General features: G+C 68.9%; 17 protein-coding genes and 1 tRNA gene. 7 read left to right on the top strand and 11 right to left on the bottom strand.

Annotation, left to right across the window (positions count from 1 at the left end; translation table 11 throughout):
- Positions 1-672 precede the first annotated feature (672 nt).
- Entirely contained in the window at positions 673-2,301 is a 1,629-nt protein-coding gene (locus JD292_RS12365; protein ID WP_304599281.1) for a helix-turn-helix transcriptional regulator, read from the top strand.
- Entirely contained in the window at positions 2,301-3,512 is a 1,212-nt protein-coding gene (locus JD292_RS03060; protein ID WP_200131255.1) for an MFS transporter, read from the top strand. Before JD292_RS12365 ends, JD292_RS03060 begins: the two co-directional genes overlap by 1 nt.
- On the opposite strand, the gene def is transcribed toward JD292_RS03060, so the two are convergent.
- Positions 3,509-4,072 carry a peptide deformylase gene (gene def / locus JD292_RS03055; protein WP_200131254.1) on the bottom strand — a complete coding sequence of 188 codons (564 nt, stop codon included), beginning with the start codon at positions 4,070-4,072 and terminating at the stop codon, positions 3,509-3,511. The genes JD292_RS03060 and def overlap by 4 nt on opposite strands.
- Positions 4,073-4,175: 103 nt before the next feature.
- On the opposite strand from def, the gene orn reads away from it, so the two are divergent.
- Complete coding sequence (gene orn / locus JD292_RS03050; protein WP_200131253.1) at positions 4,176-4,844, top strand: oligoribonuclease; 669 nt, start codon at positions 4,176-4,178, stop codon at positions 4,842-4,844.
- Here the strand turns inward: orn and JD292_RS03045 are convergent.
- From JD292_RS03045 to JD292_RS03030, 4 genes are read right to left on the bottom strand one after another with little or no spacing between them, the layout of a single operon-like run.
- Positions 4,841-5,269, bottom strand: a complete 429-nt coding sequence (locus JD292_RS03045; protein WP_200131252.1) for a DUF1801 domain-containing protein — start codon at positions 5,267-5,269, stop codon at positions 4,841-4,843. The genes orn and JD292_RS03045 overlap by 4 nt on opposite strands.
- 7 nt (positions 5,270-5,276) lie before the next feature.
- On the bottom strand, positions 5,277-5,873 hold the full coding sequence (locus JD292_RS03040) for a DUF2017 family protein (RefSeq protein ID WP_200131251.1): 597 nt from the start codon (positions 5,871-5,873) through the stop codon (positions 5,277-5,279).
- Positions 5,870-6,163, bottom strand: coding sequence for an ATP-dependent Clp protease adapter ClpS (gene clpS / locus JD292_RS03035; RefSeq protein WP_200131250.1), 294 nt, complete (start codon positions 6,161-6,163; stop codon positions 5,870-5,872). The genes JD292_RS03040 and clpS overlap by 4 nt, the downstream gene beginning before the upstream one ends.
- Complete coding sequence (locus tag JD292_RS03030; RefSeq protein ID WP_200131249.1) at positions 6,163-6,510, bottom strand: metallopeptidase family protein; 348 nt, start codon at positions 6,508-6,510, stop codon at positions 6,163-6,165. The genes clpS and JD292_RS03030 overlap by 1 nt, the downstream gene beginning before the upstream one ends.
- A gap of 142 nt (positions 6,511-6,652) precedes the next feature.
- On the opposite strand from JD292_RS03030, the gene JD292_RS03025 reads away from it, so the two are divergent.
- Positions 6,653-6,728, top strand: a tRNA-His gene (locus tag JD292_RS03025).
- A gap of 65 nt (positions 6,729-6,793) precedes the next feature.
- Here the strand turns inward: JD292_RS03025 and JD292_RS03020 are convergent.
- Positions 6,794-7,258 carry a DUF8821 family protein gene (locus JD292_RS03020; protein ID WP_200131248.1) on the bottom strand — a complete coding sequence of 155 codons (465 nt, stop codon included), beginning with the start codon at positions 7,256-7,258 and terminating at the stop codon, positions 6,794-6,796.
- Between the two features lie 91 nt (positions 7,259-7,349).
- The gene (locus tag JD292_RS03015) at positions 7,350-8,018 is read right to left on the bottom strand and encodes a TetR/AcrR family transcriptional regulator C-terminal domain-containing protein (protein ID WP_200131247.1); all 669 of its coding nucleotides are present in this window, start codon (positions 8,016-8,018) and stop codon (positions 7,350-7,352) included.
- 55 nt (positions 8,019-8,073) lie between these two features.
- Between JD292_RS03015 and JD292_RS03010 the strand changes: the two genes are divergently transcribed.
- Complete coding sequence (locus tag JD292_RS03010) at positions 8,074-9,024, top strand: NAD(P)-dependent alcohol dehydrogenase (RefSeq protein WP_200131246.1); 951 nt, start codon at positions 8,074-8,076, stop codon at positions 9,022-9,024.
- 108 nt (positions 9,025-9,132) lie between these two features.
- Here the strand turns inward: JD292_RS03010 and dinB are convergent, their stop codons facing one another.
- On the bottom strand, positions 9,133-10,350 hold the full coding sequence (dinB, locus tag JD292_RS03005; RefSeq protein ID WP_200131245.1) for a DNA polymerase IV: 1,218 nt from the start codon (positions 10,348-10,350) through the stop codon (positions 9,133-9,135).
- Between the two features lie 111 nt (positions 10,351-10,461).
- Here dinB and JD292_RS03000 point away from each other — a divergent pair, with 111 nt between their 5' ends.
- Together JD292_RS03000 and glpK are read left to right on the top strand one after the other, a co-directional pair.
- Entirely contained in the window at positions 10,462-12,201 is a 1,740-nt protein-coding gene (locus tag JD292_RS03000) for a glycerol-3-phosphate dehydrogenase/oxidase (protein ID WP_200131244.1), read from the top strand.
- A gap of 84 nt (positions 12,202-12,285) precedes the next feature.
- Positions 12,286-13,800, top strand: coding sequence for a glycerol kinase GlpK (gene glpK, locus JD292_RS02995; RefSeq protein WP_200131243.1), 1,515 nt, complete (start codon positions 12,286-12,288; stop codon positions 13,798-13,800).
- A 131-nt stretch (positions 13,801-13,931) separates the two neighbouring features.
- Here glpK and gatB read toward each other — a convergent pair whose 3' ends face one another.
- From gatB to gatC, 3 genes are read right to left on the bottom strand one after another with little or no spacing between them, the layout of a single operon-like run.
- Positions 13,932-15,449 (bottom strand): Asp-tRNA(Asn)/Glu-tRNA(Gln) amidotransferase subunit GatB, encoded by a 1,518-nt coding sequence (gene gatB / locus JD292_RS02990; protein ID WP_200131242.1) that lies wholly within the window; start codon positions 15,447-15,449, stop codon positions 13,932-13,934.
- Positions 15,449-16,984: an Asp-tRNA(Asn)/Glu-tRNA(Gln) amidotransferase subunit GatA gene (gene gatA / locus JD292_RS02985; RefSeq protein WP_200131241.1), complete on the bottom strand. Its 1,536-nt coding sequence runs from the start codon at positions 16,982-16,984 to the stop codon at positions 15,449-15,451. Before gatA ends, gatB begins: the two co-directional genes overlap by 1 nt.
- On the bottom strand, positions 16,984-17,319 hold the full coding sequence (gene gatC, locus JD292_RS02980; RefSeq protein WP_200131240.1) for an Asp-tRNA(Asn)/Glu-tRNA(Gln) amidotransferase subunit GatC: 336 nt from the start codon (positions 17,317-17,319) through the stop codon (positions 16,984-16,986). The genes gatA and gatC overlap by 1 nt, the downstream gene beginning before the upstream one ends.
- Between the last annotated feature and the right edge of the window lie 21 nt (positions 17,320-17,340).

Raw genomic sequence — 17,340 nt, 5'->3', positions numbered from 1 at the left:
GACTGAGCGCTCGAACACGTTCCTTGGCGCGGCGGCTTCGCATCGACCGGCCTTGATGGCGGCCCGGTGCCGCAATCGCGGCAGTTGCGCGAGGCTTCCGCTGCTTCCCTCGCTCCTGGCTCGGGATGCACTTCGATTTCCTCTCCGGCGTTTCGGCCGGATCGCGATCCATCACTCCCTGACTCCGTTTCCTCGTCACCGGGCACGCGTCACCGCCCCACCCCGGGCATGCCGGAAGACGGGAAGATGTACCCCTGTGCGGTCGTCGGCGGAGCGACTTCACGGCCCCTACCCGTGCGGCTCCTGCCCTCGTATTCGGTCCGCATCTGGGCGAACCTAATCCCAGGCTGACACAAGCGGAATCTTCACGCCCAGGCGGAAGGATGAACTCAGCCCAATCTCACCCCTCGGGTGGTCTATACAAGTGAATAGGGTGAGGACTCCTCGGCGATTCACTTTCCACAACTCACCCCTGGTGGCGACAAAAGTCGCTCTCACCGGGCACTTCCCTTTTTGGGGAGGGTGAGAAGAAGGGCGTCGCCCACAACCAAGTTGTTTGGACAATCTCTCCACAGATCAGAGCATTGGGTCCAAGTTGATGACCTAAATCGCCATATGGTCATAGATGATCAGCTGCCGATGCGGCAGTGCTCGTGGGGGCGAGGAGGGGTGATGTGGTATTCGCGGGAATGGCGTGGGGAAGACGATCGCTGGATCATCAGTCACGTCGAAAATGAGATTCGTCTTGCTCACCGTGACGGCGAACACGGCCGGGCCCTCGGCATTATCTCCTCTCAGCCGCTCGAGGCCTGGTTCGCGCTCGCCCCGAACGAGCTCTCGGACATCCTCGCCGCGGCCACGCCGCGGCAGCGACGCTCCCTCACTCCGGCGCACGCGCTCGACGCCTATTTCCGGGGCGACCGCACCGTACTCCTGACCATGATGGGGGCCGCCGAGACCACGGGCGGGAGCGGCAACGAACGCGCTCGAAAGCTCTGGAACGCCCGGCAGCCGAACGACTGCAGCTCCCTGCTCGCCGGGCTGCTCGATGCGCTGCTGCTCAGGAGGCTCGGCCAGCCGGCCCGCGCCGCGACGCGCCTCGGCGAGCTCCTCGAATCACTCCCCCAGAGCGCATCGCAGCACGAGGCGACGAAGTTCTATCACCCGTTTATCGTGCACGAGTACGGCGTCTCCCTGTGCCTCGCGGGACGCTGCGACGAGGCGCTCAGGGCCTTCGTCTCCGTGCAAGACGCGTCACTCCCCCAGCTCCCCTTCATCGTGAGGGACGCCCGGGTCCGCGCCGCCCTCATTCACGCGGCCTTCGGAGATCCTCGCGTGGCCCGTGGCCACCTCGATGTCGCTGAGGAGCTCCCGCGGACGGGAAGCTGGTACGAGGCGGTCATCGACGTCACGACGCGGCTCGCTGAGGCCCTCCTCGCTCCCCCCGCGCAAAGCCTCGAACTCCTCGATCGGGTGCCGACGCACCTCATCGGCGAGGCCTGGCCGTTCCTCGTAATCACGGAGCAGATCCTCCTCAGCAGGGCCGGGAGGATCCACGAGGCCGCGCTGCGCCTGCGCCAGCGCAGCGCGGCGCACCCCGTCCCGCACCGGGCGGACGGATTCATCAGAAGCGCGTTCCGGCTGGCCTCGGCCAAGCTCGCAATCGCGGAGGGGGCGTTCGACGCCGCACGGGCGCACCTGCTCCACGCAGATCCGGAGCTCGTCTTCACGAAGCTCTTCCTGGCCCAGGCCGACCTCGAATCCGGAGACACGAAATCCGCGCTGCTGGCCGCAACGGCACTCGCCGATCACACCGCGGAGCTGCGTCGACTCGACCTCGTTCGCGTCTCGCTCATCGCGGAGGTGCACCTCAGGCGCGGCCGGCCAGCCTTCGCCGCCGAGGAGCTCGATCGCGCGGCGCACCGGTGGGGCGGGCTCACCGAACCCGACCTCACCGTCTTCCCCGCGCCCGTCCGGCGGCTGCAGGTGCTGAGCAAGGCACAGGTCGAGGAGGAGACCCTGACGCACCTCCCGGGACCGGGCATTACCGCGGTGCCGCTCTCGCTCACCCGGCGGGAATCGGAGGTCCTTGCAGAGCTCGCGAGCGGCCGCAACCGCAAGGAGATCGCGGCCAGGCTCTTCATCTCGGAGAACACGGTGAAGACGCATCAGCGCTCCGTATTCAAGAAGCTCAACGCGAAAACACGGAGCGACGCGATCGGCAGGGCGGCCCTGCTCGGGCTGCTCTCCGACAGCCAGGTGAAGCCTCCACCGCACCCGGCCCCAGATAGGCTGGAGTGATGGCCAGCGCTCCTCGGACTCGACTCCCGTTCGAGGTGTGGGCGCTCGTCGCCGGAGGCTTCACCGTCGCGCTCGGGTACGGCGTTGTCGCTCCCGCAATTCCCCAGTTCGCGCTCGAATTCGGGGTCTCGAGCTTCGCGGCGTCGGCGATCGTCAGCGCCTTCGCGCTGATGCGGCTGCTCTCCGCCCCGCTCGCCGGATGGGTGGTCGGCCGCTTCGGCGAGCGGATGAGCTACACCGCGGGGATCCTGATCGTCGCCGCCTCGACCGGCGCCGCAGCGCTCGCCCAGGACTACACCCAGTTCGTGATCCTCCGCGGGATCGGCGGCATCGGATCGACGATGTTCACGGTCGCGGCGACGGCGCTGCTCATCAAGGTCAGCCCGCCAGCAGCGCGCGGCCGCGTGGCGAGCCTCAACGCGGCGGGGTTCCTGCTCGGCGGCCTGCTGGGTCCGGTGTTCGGAGGAATCGTCGCGGGCTTCGGCCTGCGGGCGCCGTTCGTCTTCTACTTCGTGACCCTCCTCGCCGCCGCGACCGTCGTCGCGATCGCCCTGCGCAACTCCCCCTCCGCGGCGAGCCCGGTGCGGGGTGCAGAAGCGGAGTCCGAGCTCACCCTTCGCGAAGCGCTCCGTGTCCCCCAGTACCGCGCGCTGCTGCTCTCGGTGTTCGCGTTCGGCTGGTCGTCCTTCGGCGTGCGCGTCTCGGTGATCCCGATCCTCGTCGCCGTCGCCCACGGAGGGGACGCGGCAGCTGCGGCGTGGGTGCTCGCAGCGTACGCGGCCGGCAACGCCGTCTTGATCTTCCCGTCAGGCCGCTGGAACGACACGGTCGGACGCAAGCCGATGCTCGTGATCGGTCTCGCGGTCCTCACCATCACCTACGCCGCGCTGCCGGCGTCGCCCACGATCCTGATCGCCGCAGCCGTCATGCTGCTCGCGGGTGCCGGTTCCGCGCTCGCCAACCCCGGGCAGCAGGCCGTGCTCGCGGATGTGCTCGCGCAGCGCAGGGGCGGCAACGTCGTCGCGGCGTACTCCATGACGAGCGACCTCGGCGGCGTGCTCGGTCCGCTCATCGCGGGAGCCCTCGTCGACGTGGCCGGATTCGGGTGGGCGTTCGGCGTCACCGCTGGCCTGATCGCTATCGCGGCTATGACCTGGCTCGCCCTCCCCGACTCCCGCACGCTGCAGGAGGACACGCGACCGAAGGGCTAGCCCTCGAGGTCGTCGCGCCCCGGAAGCCAGCTCAGACCCGGCTTGCCCCAGCCGTTCTTGCGCTCCGCCTTCTGGGCGCCCCGGCTCTCCGGGTGCACGAGACGATCGACGTAGAGCAGCCCCTCGAGGTGATCGAACTCGTGCTGCAGGATCCGGGCGAACCATCCGCTCGCCTCGATCTCGAACGGCTTCCCGTCGATATCGTGGGCCCGCAGCAGCGCGCGTGCCGAACGACGCAGGGCGAAGCGCTCACCGGGGAAGGACAGGCATCCCTCCACCTCGTCCTCGCCCGGCAGCCCGGGCTCGATCGGCGCGATCCACAGCTCCGGATTGATCGCCACACCGTTCTCCGGCGCTTCATCCTGATCCTCGTACATCCACACGAACAGACGCTTCCCGATGCCGACCTGGGGCGCTGCCAGACCGACGCCCGGCGCCGCGAGGGTGGTCTCAAACATGTCATCGACGAGTGTGCGGAGCGAAGCGTCGAACTCGGTGACCGGCGCCGCGGGGCGGTGCAGCACGGGATCGCCGCAGATCGTAATGGGAAGAACAGCCATGCAGACCAGCATAGAGGCGCCTCGGTCCCGCACTGTCCCCCTCGATAGACTGTTTCCTCGGGGCGCCGCCCCGAGAGCAATACCGAGCATTCGAGGAGCCACAGTGTCGAACACCCCCGCGGAGCAGATCGTCTGGATCGACTGCGAGATGACCGGGCTCGACGTCGACGCCGACGGCCTGTGCGAGATCGCCGTGATCGTCACCGATTTCGATCTCACCCCGCTCGATCCGGGCTTCGAGATCGTCATCAATCCGGGCGCCGAGGCGCTCGCCCACATGAACGACTTCGTGCGCGGGATGCACGAGGCCTCCGGGCTGCTCACTCGGATCGAAGCCGGAGTGACCGTCGAGGAAGCAGAACGCCGGGTCATCGAGTACCTGCGCGGTCTCGTCACCGCCGGCCGCCGGCCGCTCGTCGCGGGCAACACGATCGGCATGGACCGACGATTCATCTCGAAGTACATGCCGACGCTCGACGAGCGCCTGCACTACCGCAGTATCGACGTCTCCACGATCAAGGAGCTCAGCCGCCGCTGGTACACGGCAGCGTACTTCTCGGCCCCGGAGAAGCGCGGCGGCCACCGCGCGCTCGCCGACATCGCGGAGTCGATCCAGGAGCTCGCCTACTTCCGGGACGCCGTCATGATCGCGCAGCCTGGCCCCGACAAGGCCGCCTCCGATGCGCTCGCGAAGCCGCTCCTGGAGCGGTACGCTCCCCTGATCGACGGCCCCTCCGAAGCGCCCGAGAGCGAGAGCGAGATCCAGGCCTAGGAGCCGAGCCGCGGATCGTCCTGGCGGGTCCATGCGATCGCGATGAGTTCCCGCAGCACGTCGAGGTCGATGTCCTCCAGCTTGCGCACGTAGACGCAGCCCGCGCCCTCCGTGTACTTCCCGAGCGCCGGCAAGCGCTCTGCGCCCGCTGGCAGGTCCTTGAGCCCGTAGATCGACAGCTGCGCCTTCCTGGGCGAGAACCCGACCTTCGGCCAGTCCCCCGTGCGCCGCCCATCCGGCGACAGGTAGCGGTAGCTGCCGTACCCGACAATCGTCGGCCCCCACATCACGGGCTCGACGCCCGTGACCTCGCGGAAGATCTCGGCGAGCGCGAGCCCGTCGACGCGGCGCTTCGCCGGGACGGCGGCGTCGAGGAACTCCGCAACGTCTGCGCCGGTCGGATGCGTTTTTACGTCAGATCCCATGGCACGATCATGCCGTATCGGCCGAGCCGTCGCGACCCACCATGATCGCCAGCACCGACTCGAGGATCGCCGCCAGCCAATCGAACACGAGCACCGTGCCGCGGGTCTCCTCGTCCTCACGGAGGCGCGCGTGGTCCGCGTCGGACTCCAGGCCAATCCTCGCGGCGATCGCGAGGCGCAGCGCCGTGACGGTGCGCACCCAGGCCGGCAGCGATGCCGGGGTGATCTCCACCTCGACCGAGGTTTTCTCGTCCTCTTCGCCCCCGAACCCCCGGAGCGTGTCGACCCCGAGCGCCGAGGTGACCTCGAAGGCGTCCTGCAACTTGCGGTTCAGCAGCCCCTGCTCGGACACGCGCCGGAAGCGCGAGGCATCCGCCTCATCCTCGAACGCGTCGGGGAAGAGCCGCGCGAGCGCCGGATCGTCCGGCGTCTCCTCGGTGCCGCCGACCTCGAGGCTCGCGAACAGCGGATCGGGATCCATCGACGTGCCGCTGTGGCTCTGCAGCAGCTGAATGAGCTGCACGACGAGCTGGTCCAGCATGCCCGCCTCATCGCCGTCGAGAATCAGGACCAGCGAGCCGCCCGGTACGGGGCGCAACTTCACGATTCCCCCTCGCGTCCCACCGTCGCCCACAGTCCGTAGCCGTGCATCGCCTCGACGTGCATCTCCATCGCCTCACGGCCCCCCTCCGCGACGACCGCGCGTCCGACTGTGTGCACCCGCAGCATGAGTTCCTCAGCCTTCCCCTGGTCGAAGCCGAAATGCACGCGGAAAACATACGACACGTAGGACATCAGGTTGACGGGATCGTCCCACACGATCGTCTGCCACGGGCGCTCGGGCGCGAGTTCCGTTGCTCCGCTCGCCTGCGATGCTGACTCGGCGCCGACCATCAGCCCCACCCGAGTTCGTGAATGCGCTCCTCGGTGATGCCGAAGAAGTGCGCGATCTCATGGACCAGCGTCACACGGATCTCCCGCACGAGCTCCTCCCGATCCTCGCAGTGCGCGAGTAGATTCTCCCGGAACAGGATGATCCGATCGGGCTCCTCACCGAAGCCGTACGCCCCGCGGTCCTGCAGCGAATATCCCTCGTACACGCCGAGCAGGTCGCTGCCGTCCTCCGGGTGATCCTCGACGAGGAAGATCACGTTGTCGAGCTGCGACATCATCTCATCGGAGAGCGAGTCGAGGCCGTCCGCGACCAGCGACTCGAACTCCTCGTGCGACATCTCGAGCATGTCTTCACCCTACACACCGGCCCGGAAAATCCCGACGAAACCGGACAGCTCGCCCGGGTCACGCGCCAGTTCGCGATCGGGGGCACGAATGGGTTATGATCATGGGGTTGCCTCGCACGCCTCGGCGCGCTTGGACAGCATGGTGGCTATAGCTCAGTCGGTAGAGCACCGGCTTGTGGTGCCGGTGGTCGCGGGTTCAAGTCCCGTTAGCCACCCCAAGTGAAATCCCCCGCTCCGGCGGGGGATTTCGTGTTTTCGTGCGTGCCGCCGGCTGCGGGTACCGCTAGTGCTCGCCCCTGATCACGAAGTAGGATCCGCGGATCTCGCCGGCGAGCTTGGACCGCTGGCGCGCGAACCTGAAGCGGCCCTCGAGCTCCTCGGGAACCGGCACGCCCTCCGACAGCTTGAAACCGACGGCGCGTTTCCCGCCGTCCTCGATCGTGTACATCACGTTGATCGCGAGCCCCGACTCGTAGAAGACGTAGCCGAAGCGGATCCCGCCCGCCTCGAAACCGCTCACCTGGAGCGCGGGACTCGCGATCTCGATGTCCCGCTCGCTGCGCAGAACCTCCTCAACCCAGGCGAGGGTGCCGGGATCCTCTGCTGGCGTCGAGACGGTGAACACGTGATCGTACTTGTTCGCGAAGTAGCGCGCTTCGTTCGCGCGAAGCCCCGCAAGGGCCGGCGCGACGGGCGAGGATTCGAGCCCCTCCTCCGAGACGGTGCGGAAGTCGACGATCTGCGGCATGGTGCCCCCTTCGGGTTGAGGGGTTCAGTCTATTTCGCTCGGAGGGGGTGTGCGGCAGAAATTGTGTGCCGGGGCGCGGCGGAGTTCCCGATCAGGGGCGCGGCGTCGCGGCGAGGCGCTCGAGTCCGTCGAGGATCAGTCCGAGGCCGATCTCAAACTCGGCAGCGTAGGAGTACTCCCCCGTGGTCATGAGTTCGCCGACCATGCGGCCGAGGTGTGGCAACCCGCTCAGGTCGAGACTCGCCGCCATCTCGTTCTCGTGTCCGCTGTCGGGGGCGAACGGCAGATTGACCTCGGTGAGAACGAAACCGTAGATGTAGGCGTCGAGGATCGCGAAGGCGTGGGCGGCCATGCGGACATCGAATGCCGTGTAGAGCGTTCCGAGCACGGCGTCGTGGTGCCGCGGCACGGTCAGATCGGCGATTCCCCGAGACTCGATCATGCCCAGGCCCCAGGGGTGCGCCGCGAGCACGTTCCGCCGGGAAATCGCGCTGCGCTGCATCTCCTCGCGCCAGTTCCCGGCGGGATCGGGCAGATAGAACTGCCGCGCAACCCAGCTGGCGAGCCCGTCGAGCAGCGCTTCCTTGTTCTTGACGTGGTAGTAGAGCGACATCGCTTCGACGCCGAGCTCCCTGGCCACGGTGCGCATGCTGACCAGCTGCAGCCCGCCGCGGTCCGCGACCCTCGCGGCCGCCTCGACGATGCGCGCGGGGGTGAGTCGCTGCTTGCGCGGGCAGCTCGGCTTTTCCTTGGACTTCATACATACGTAAGGTACACTCTTTCGCATCACCTTACGGGCGTACGAGGGAGTCGTCGTGAAAGCAGTCGTCGTCAGGAAATACGGCAGCCCCGAGGATGCCGTCGTCGCGGAACTCCCCGATCCCACCATCGGTCGCGATGAGGTGCTCGTCCGCGTGGAGGCCGTGAGCGTCACCGCTGGCGACGCTCGGCTCCGGGCCGGGCGCTTCCCCCGCGGCTACGGGGTGCCCGCCAGATTGGCGCTCGGCATCCGCGGGCCGCGCCACCGCGTCCTGGGTTCGGCGTTCTCCGGCGTGATCGAGCAGGTCGGCAGCGCCGTATCCGGTTTTCGTCCCGGCGACGAGGTGGCCGGCATGAACGGCATCTCGATGGGGTTTCACGCCCAGCTCGCGGCGATCGCATCGAACAGGATCGTTCCGAAGCCCTCCGGGATCGGCCACGACGAGGCCGCGGCCGTGCTGTTCGGCGGGACGACGGCCCTGCACTTCCTGCGCGACCGCGTGCGCCCCGGCGCTCGGGTGCTCGTCAACGGAGCGAGCGGCGCCGTGGGCACGAGCGCTGTCCAGCTGGCGGCCCTGGACGGGGCACGGGTGACGGCGGTCACGAGCGCTGCGAACGCCCCGCTCGCGCGACGGCTCGGCGCGGATGCCACGTTCGACTACCGCTCACGCTCCCTGGAGGACCTCCCTCAGCACCGCTTCGACCTCGTGTTCGACGCCGTCGGCAACATTGACCGCCGGATCGGGCTCCGGCTCGCCACCCCCGAGGGTCGTGTGGCCCTCGCGGTCGCCGATCTCTGGAACACGATTCGCGCCCGCGGCAGGGTAATCGCGAGCCCCTCCCAGGAATCACCGGGCGACATGGCTCGGCTGCTCGCGCTCGTCGCGGAGGGGCGTCTCGATCCCGTGGCACGAACGCTGGGAGGACTCGAGACCATCGTCGAGGCGTATCGCATGATCGATTCGGGTCGGAAGGTCGGAAATATCGTCGTGCGACCGTGGGCGTGACCCCTCGGTCGTTCGTGAGCGGTGACCTCACGGGATTCGCCTGCGTGTCTCGGCCGCGAGGATCGCCGGGGTCGGACCTCCCCCATCGATTCGCACGCCGCCCGGCAGCTAGGCCGGCGGCTGCAACGACCGCGGATCGACAACCTCCTCGCGCTCCTGCAGCAGGCGGGCGGGCTTGAGCCCCACGTCGGAGAAGCGATCCCGCACCCGGTCCGCCGCCTCGTCGACCGCCTTCCAGCCCTCGTCCTCGCTCCAGAGCGCTGCGAAGTCGCTGCCCGCCGGCTGCAGTTGCTCGGCCCGCACCCCGATAAGCCGCACCGCGCGCTCGCCCGAGCCGAGCGCCTCGAAGAGCTCGGAGGCGGTGCGGAAGATTCGATTGCCCGCGTTCGTGGCCTCCGAAAGTGTGCGCGATCGGGTGATCGTCTCGAAGCTGCCCCACCGCACCTTGATGGCGATCGTGCGCGCCTCCAGCTCCGCCGCCCGGAGCCGCTCCCCCGTTCGCGTGGCGAGCCGCAGCAGTTCGCGCTGCAGGACCGATCGATCCGCTTCGTCGCTCGCGAAGGTCTCCTCGTGGCCGATGCTCTTCTCGACGCGCGTGGTCTCGACGCCGCGGGCGTCGCGGCCGTTCGCCAGCTCGTGCAGCTTCCGGGCGCTCGCCTCGCCGACGATGCGGGTGAGCGAGGGCAGCGGCTCGGCCGCCAGCTGCGCGACGGTGTGGATGGCCCGCCCCTTGAGCGCTTTCGCGGTGGCCGCTCCGACGCCCCACATGGCCTCGACCGGGAGCGTGTGCAGGAATTCGAGGGTGCGAGACGGGGCGACGACGAAGATCCCGTCGGGCTTGGCCCGCTGCGACGCGAGCTTCGCGACGAACTTGGTGCCCGCGAGGCCGACCGATGCCGGCAGCCCGGTCTCCTCGCGGACCCGCTCCCTGATCAGCTTCGCGATCTCGCGCGGATGACCGAAGAGCCGCACCGTTCCCGCCACGTCGAGGAACGCCTCGTCGATGCTCAGCGGCTCGACGAGCGGGGTGAATTCCTCGAAAATCGCCATGACCTTGCTCGAAGCCGCCCGGTACTTCTCAAATACCGGCGGGATCAGGATCAACTGCGGACAGAGCTGTTTTGCGCGCGCGACGGGCATCGCGGAGCGCACCCCGAAGCGGCGCGCCTCGTAGCTCGCACTCGACACCACCGAGCGCACCGTGTCGTGCGCTGCCGCGACCGGTTTTCCCACGAGATCCGGCCGATCGAGGAGCTCGACGGAGACGAAGAAGGAGTCCATATCGACGTGCAGGATCGAGGGGATCTCGCGCGGGGAGTCGGACATGCCTCCATTGCACCACACACCACTGACACGGACGGGGACTCAGGCGCTCGACGGGGCAAGACCGCTAGCGTTAGACGTGGAAGCACCCTCAGTGAAAGGTGAAGTACCGCAATGACCGAGCCGTACCCGACCACCGAACGAGCCGCCGTCTCCGCGCTCCGCGCCCGCCCCCAGGCCGATGTCCTGATCATCGGCGGCGGCATCAACGGGCTCGCCGTCTACCGTGAGCTCGCGCTGCAGGGCATCGACGTGGCGCTGGTCGAGCGCGACGACTTCGTCTCCGGCGCGTCATCCGCGTCGAGCCACATGGTCCACGGCGGAATCAGGTATCTCGAGAACGGGGAGTTCCGACTCGTCAAGGAGGCCGTGCAGGAGCGCAATCGCCTGATCCGCAACGCCCCGCACTACGTCAAGCCGCTCCGCACGACGATCCCGATCTTCACGACCTTCTCCGGGATCCTGACCGCACCATTCCGCCTCCTCGTCACCCACGGCCGCGGCAAGCCGCGCGAGCGCGGTGCCCTGCTCATCAAGGTCGGGCTCGTGATCTACGATCTGTTCTCGCGCGGGGGCGGCCGGGTGCCGCGCCACAAGTTCTCGGGGCGGGAGCGCTCGCTCCGGGACCTGCCGCGGCTGAACCCCGCGATCAAGTACACGGCCACCTACTTCGATGCGTCGATGCACGATCCGGAGCGGCTCGCGCTCGACGTGCTCGCCGATGGCACGGCGGCCGGCGTATCCCGGAAGAACGAACGGGCCCGCGCCGCGAACTACCTGCCGGCCGTCGGTTTCGCGGACGGGGCCGTGCGGCTGCGCGACGCCGTCTCCGGCGAGGAGTTCTCGTTCACCGCACCGGTCGTCATCAACGCGAGCGGCCCGTGGACCGACCTCACGAACGCCGACCTCGGCCTCCCGACCCGCTTCATGGGCGGCACGAAGGGGTCACACATCGTGCTCGATCACCCCGAGCTCCTCGACGCGACCGCTGGACGCGAGCTGTTCTTCGAGCACTCGGACGGGCGCATCGTGCTCATCTACCCGCTGAAGGATCGCGTCATGGTGGGGACGACCGACATCGACGCGGATCCCGCGGCGCCGAGCGTCTGCACCGACGACGAGATCGACTACTTCTTCGACCTGATCCCGCACGTCTTCCCGGGCATCTCGGTCGACCGCTCGCAGATCGTCTACACCTTCTCGGGTATCCGCCCGCTCCCCCGCCACGACGACACCGCGCCCGGTTTCGTCTCGAGGGACTACCGGATCGAGCACGGCTGGGTCGGTGGCGTGCGCACGCTCAGCCTCGTCGGGGGCAAGTGGACCACGTTCCGCGCCCTCGCCGAGCACCTCTCGAACGAGGCGCTCACGCTGCTCGGCAAGCGGCGCACCACGTCGACCCGCACGACCGCGATCGGCGGCGGCGCCGGCTATCCCAAGGATCGGGCCTCGCGCAAGATCTGGGTGTCCCGGCACGGGCGCGGACACGATCGCACACTGGTCGACGCGCTGCTCGAACGCTACGGCACGCGAGCAGCAGAGGTCCTCGAGGCCCTTCCCGCGGAGCCGACCCCGCTACGTCACGCGCCCGGATACTTCGCCGAGGAACTCGCGTTTCTCGCCACGAGCGAGGACGTCGTGCACCTCGATGACCTGCTGCTCCGCAGGACTTCCATCGCCTTCGTCGGCGGCCTGAGCCGGGACACCCTCGATGAGGTCGCCGAGGCCGTCGCGCCGGCGCTCGGGTGGAGCGACGCCGATCGCACGCGCGAGGTCGAGCGGGCCGAGCGGATTCTCCTCGAGCGCCATCGCGTCACGCTCGGCGAGCCCGGAGTGGCTTCGCTCCCCCAATAGTCCGCCCGATCCAGCCGAATCACCGCGTTCCCGCGGCGCATCGCCCGGAACCCGGCTCAGCACCGTCCGAGCAGAGGAGCTCACATGGCAGAGCACGTCATCTCCATTGACCAGGGAACCACGTCGACCCGCGCGATCGTGTTCGACCGGCGGGGCAACGTCGTATCGGTGGGCCAGCAGGAGCACCAGCAGATCATGCCCGCCGCCGGCCACGTCGAGCACGACCCGCTCGAGATCTGGCAGCACGTGCAGGAGGTGATCGGCACCGCGCTCGGCCGCGCCGATCTCACCGAGCGCGACATCGCGGCGATCGGGATCACGAATCAGCGCGAGACCACGATCGTGTGGGATCGGGCGACCGGTGAACCCGTCGCGAACGCGATCGTGTGGCAGGACACGCGCACTCAGCCGATCATCGACCGGCTCGCCGCAGACGGCGGGGTCGATCGTTTCAAGTCCGTGACGGGGCTCCCGCTCGCGAGTTACTTTTCCGCGTCGAAGATCGCCTGGATCCTCGAGAACGTCCCCGGAGCCCGCGAGCGCGCGGAGCGCGGTGAGCTGCTCTTCGGGACGCCGGACACCTGGGTGCTGTGGAATCTCACGGGCGGCGTCGACGGCGGCGTGCACGCGACGGACGTGACGAACGCCTCACGGACGCTGCTCATGGACCTCGAGACGCTCTCCTGGCGCGACGATCTGCTCGAGGCGTTCGGAATCCCGCGATCCATGCTCCCCGAGATCCGATCCTCATCCGAGGTGTACGGCACGGCCGAGTCGTCTTCGCTCCTCCGCGGCACCCCCGTCGCGGGGATCCTCGGCGACCAGCAGGCTGCGACGTTCGGGCAGGCGGCATTCTCCGCGGGCGACTCGAAGAACACGTACGGGACCGGCTGTTTCCTCATCTTCCAGACCGGCACCGAGATCGTGCACTCGAGCAACGGGCTCCTCACGACCGTGGGGTATCAGCTCGGCGACGGCCCGGCGCACTACGCGCTCGAAGGGTCGATCGCGGTCACCGGCTCGCTCGTGCAGTGGCTGCGTGATCAGCTCGGGATCATTCGCAGCGCCGCCGAGGTGGAGCAGCTCTCTCGGTCGGTCCCCGACAACGGGGGCGTCTACGTCGTCCCGGCCTTCTCGGGGCTGTTCGCCCCGTACTGGCGGCCCGACGCCAGAGGCGCGATCGTGGGCCTCACCAGGTATTCAAACCGGGGGCACATCGCGCGCGCCGCGCTCGAGGCCGTCGCGTATCAAACCCGCGACGTACTGGACGCCGTGAACGCCGATGTGGAGGTGCCGCTCGCCGAGCTCCGGGTCGACGGCGGCATGGTGGCGAACGACACGCTCATGCAGTTCCAGTCGGACATGCTCGGGGTGCCCGTGGTGCGGCCCCGGATCGCCGAGACCACGGCGCTGGGCGCGGCATATGCCGCGGGGCTGGCGGTCGGGTTCTGGGGCGGTTTGGACGAGCTCCGCGCGAACTGGGGCGAGGATCGTCGGTGGGAGCCGTCCCTCGAGACGACCGAGCGTGACCGCCTCCTGCGGCAGTGGCGGAAAGCGGTTTCGAAGTCGATGGACTGGGTGGACGAGGACACGCGGTAGGCGCGTACCGCGCGCGGAAACGCCGAAACGGGCGGGACGGGGTACGTGTGCACCCCGCCCCGCCCGTTTCCGCGGCCGCGAGCTCCCGGCTACGACTCCCGGTTGGGAGCCCGCCGAGACGTCTCGCGAGCCTACGCCTGCGACGCGCGCTCGAGGACGAGTTCGCGGACGCGGGCGGCGTCAGCCTGCCCGCGCATCGCCTTCATCACGGAGCCGATGATCGCGCCTGCCGCCTGCACCTTCCCGTCGCGGATCTTCGCGAGGACGTCAGGCTGCTCGGCGAGGGCGGCATCGACTGCGGCGATGAGGGCGCCGTCGTCGGAGACGATGGCGAGTCCGCGGGCCTCGACGATCTCGGCCGCGGTTCCCTCGCCGTCGATGATGCCCTGGATGACCTGGCGGGCGAGCTTATCGTTGAGGGTTCCCTCGTCGACCAGCGCGACCACGGAGGCGAGCTGCTCCGGGGTGATGAGCTCGGAGGCGACCACGCCGCGCTCGTTCGCGATGCGGGCGATCTCACCCGTCCACCACTTGCGCGCCGTCTGCGCGGGAACGCCCGCCTCGACGGTGGCCTCGACGGTGTTCAGCAGGCCGGAGTTGACGACGTCCTGGAACTCGAGCGGGGTGAACCCCCAGGCGGCCTTCAGCCGGCGACGGCGGAGGGTCGGGTGCTCGGGAAGCTCGGCCCGGAGCTCCTCGACGAGCTCGCGCGAGGGCGTGAGCGGGGCGAGGTCGGGCTCCGGGAAGTAGCGGTAGTCGTCCGCGTCGCTCTTCGGGCGGCCGGGCGAGGTCTCGCCCGTGTCCTCGTGCCAGTGGCGCGTCTCCTGCGTGATGCTGCCGCCGTCCGCGAGGATCTGCGCCTGGCGCTGGATCTCGAAGCGCACCGCGCGCTCGATGGAGCGGAGCGAGTTGACGTTCTTCGTCTCGGTGCGCGTGCCGAGCACGCTCATGCCAGCGTCCTCGTTGCCGCGCGGGCGGAGCGAGACGTTGGCGTCGCAGCGGAGGTTGCCGCGCTCCATGCGCGCCTCGGAGATGCCGAGCGCGATCACGATCTCGCGGATCGTGGCGACGTAGGCCGCCGCGATCTCCGGGGTGTCTGCCTCGCCGCCGAACACCGGCCGGGTGACGATCTCCACGAGCGGCACGCCAGCACGGTTGTAATCAACGAGCGAGTACTCAGCGCCCTGGATCCGACCCGTCGAACCGCCGACGTGGGTCAGCTTGCCGGCGTCCTCCTCCATGTGCGCGCGCTCGATCGGCACGTGCACGACGCGCCCCTCCGCGAGCTCGATCTCGACGGAGCCGTCGAAGGCGATCGGGTCGTCGTACTGCGAGATCTGGTAGTTCTTCGCCATGTCCGGGTAGAAGTAGTTCTTCCTGGCGAAGCCGGAGACCTCCGCGATCTCGCAGCCGAGGGCGAGGCCGAGGCGGATCGATGACTCGACGGCCTTCTGATTGATCACGGGCAGCGAGCCGGGCAGGCCGAGGCAGACCGGCGTGAGGTTGGTGTTCGGCTCGGACCCGAAGAGGTTCGGCGCGGAGGAGAACATCTTGGTCGCGGTGTTGAGCTCGACGTGCACCTCGAGGCCGATGACGGGCTCGAACAGTTCGAGCGCGCGCTCGAAGTCCATCAGCTTGGTCTTTGCCATTACAGCGCCGCCTTTCCGGTCTGCGCGCCCGCGAGGGACGGTGCCTGAGCCCAGAACGGCGTGCCGTCCCGGTCGGCGATGAGCGATTCGATTGCGGCGCCCGCGCGGTACAGCCGCGCGTCCTCGTAGGCGGGCGCCATGAGCTGCAGCCCGACGGGCAGCCCGTCCTCAGCGGCGAGGCCGATCGGGAGGCTGAGCCCCGGAATTCCGGCGAGGTTCGCCGGAATCGTGGTGGCGTCGTTGAGGTAGTCCTGCATCGGGTCCCCGCTGTGCTCGCCGAGGCACCACGCGGTCGTGGGCGCGGTGGGCGATGCGATCACGTCAACCTGCTGGAAGGCCTGCGCGAAATCGCGCTGGATCAGAGTACGGACCTTCTGCGCGCTGCCGTAGTAGGCGTCGTAGTACCCGGCGGAAAGCGCGTAGGTGCCGAGGATGATGCGTCGCTTGACCTCGGCGCCGAAGCCGGCAGCGCGGGTGTCGCTCATCACGGTCTCGACCGTGCCGCCGCCCTCGGGGGTGACGCGGAGGCCGAAGCGCACCGAGTCGTACTTCGCGAGGTTGCTCGAAGCTTCGGCGGGCAGGATCAGGTAGTACGCCGCCACGGCGTACTCGAAGTGCGGTGCGTCGATCTCGACGATCTCAGCCCCCTGCGCCTCGAGCAGCGCGAGCGACGCCTCGAAGCTCGCCTTCACGCCGGGCTGCACCCCGTCGATCATGAGCTGCTTCACCACGCCGACGCGGAGGCCCTTCAGGGTGCCCGGATCGGCGCCGCCGCGCGCGGCCTGCGCCATGGACGGCCAGGCGAAGTCGAGCGACGTCGAGTCGTGGTGATCGTGACCGGCGATCACGTCGTGCAGCAGCGCCGTGTCGAGCACGGTGCGGGCGACGGGCCCGATCTGATCGAGCGACGAGGCCAGGGCGATAGCGCCGTAGCGGCTGACGCCGCCGTAGGTGGGCTTCGCCCCGACCGTGCCCGTGAGCGCCGCGGGCTGACGGATCGAGCCGCCAGTGTCAGAGCCGAGCGCGAGCGGTGCCTCGAACGCGCCGACCGCGACGGCAGAACCGCCGCCCGAGCCGCCGGGGACGCGATCCCCCGCCCACTGATTTCGGGTGGGGCCGTAGGCCGAGTTCTCCGTGGAGGAGCCCATGGCGAACTCGTCCATGTTGGTCTTGCCGATGTTCACGAGACCGGCTGCCCGGGCCTTCGCGACGCTCGTGGCGTCATACGGCGATCGGTAGCCCTCGAGGATCCGCGAGCCGGAGGTCGCGGGCATATCGGTGGTGACCAGGACATCCTTGATGGCGAGCGGAACGCCCGCGAGCTCGCCGAGCTCCTCGCCTGCCGCGCGGCGCTCGTCGATGGAGCGGGCCGCTGCGAGCGACGCCTCAGGGTCGGTTGCGAGGAAGGCGTGCAGAGAGCCATCGACGGCCTCGATCTGTTCCAGATGCTCGCGCGCGGCCTCGACGGCCGAGACCTCGCCGGAACGGAGCTTCGCGGCGAGATCCGCCGCCGTGAGTCGGATCAGTTCTCCCATTACTGCTCCTCCCCCAGGATCGAAGAGACTCGGAACATGCCGTCCGTGGTCTCGGGCGCGTTGGCGAGCGCCTGCTCGCGCGTGAGGACATCGGCGATCTCGTCGGCCCTCGTGACGTTGTTGATCGGGATCGGGTGGCTCGTAGCGGGAACATCGGGGCCCGCCACCTCACTCACCTTGGCGATGTTCGTGAGGATCGAGCCGAGTTCGGTCGTGAGTGACGAAACCTCGGCCTCCGTCAGGGCGATCCGGGCGAGGCCGGCGAGATGCTGCACGGTCTCGACCGTGATCTCTCCGCTCGCGGCGGCCGCTCCGGCCGCAGGGGTGTCAGACATGCTGCTCCATCGTGAGGTGGG

It is taken from the genome of Leucobacter edaphi, from assembly GCF_016522535.1.
Taxonomy (GTDB): Bacteria; Actinomycetota; Actinomycetes; order Actinomycetales; family Microbacteriaceae; genus Leucobacter; species Leucobacter edaphi.
The sequence above is the reverse complement of the archived record's forward strand: the minus strand, read 5'-3'. Positions and strand labels throughout refer to the sequence as shown.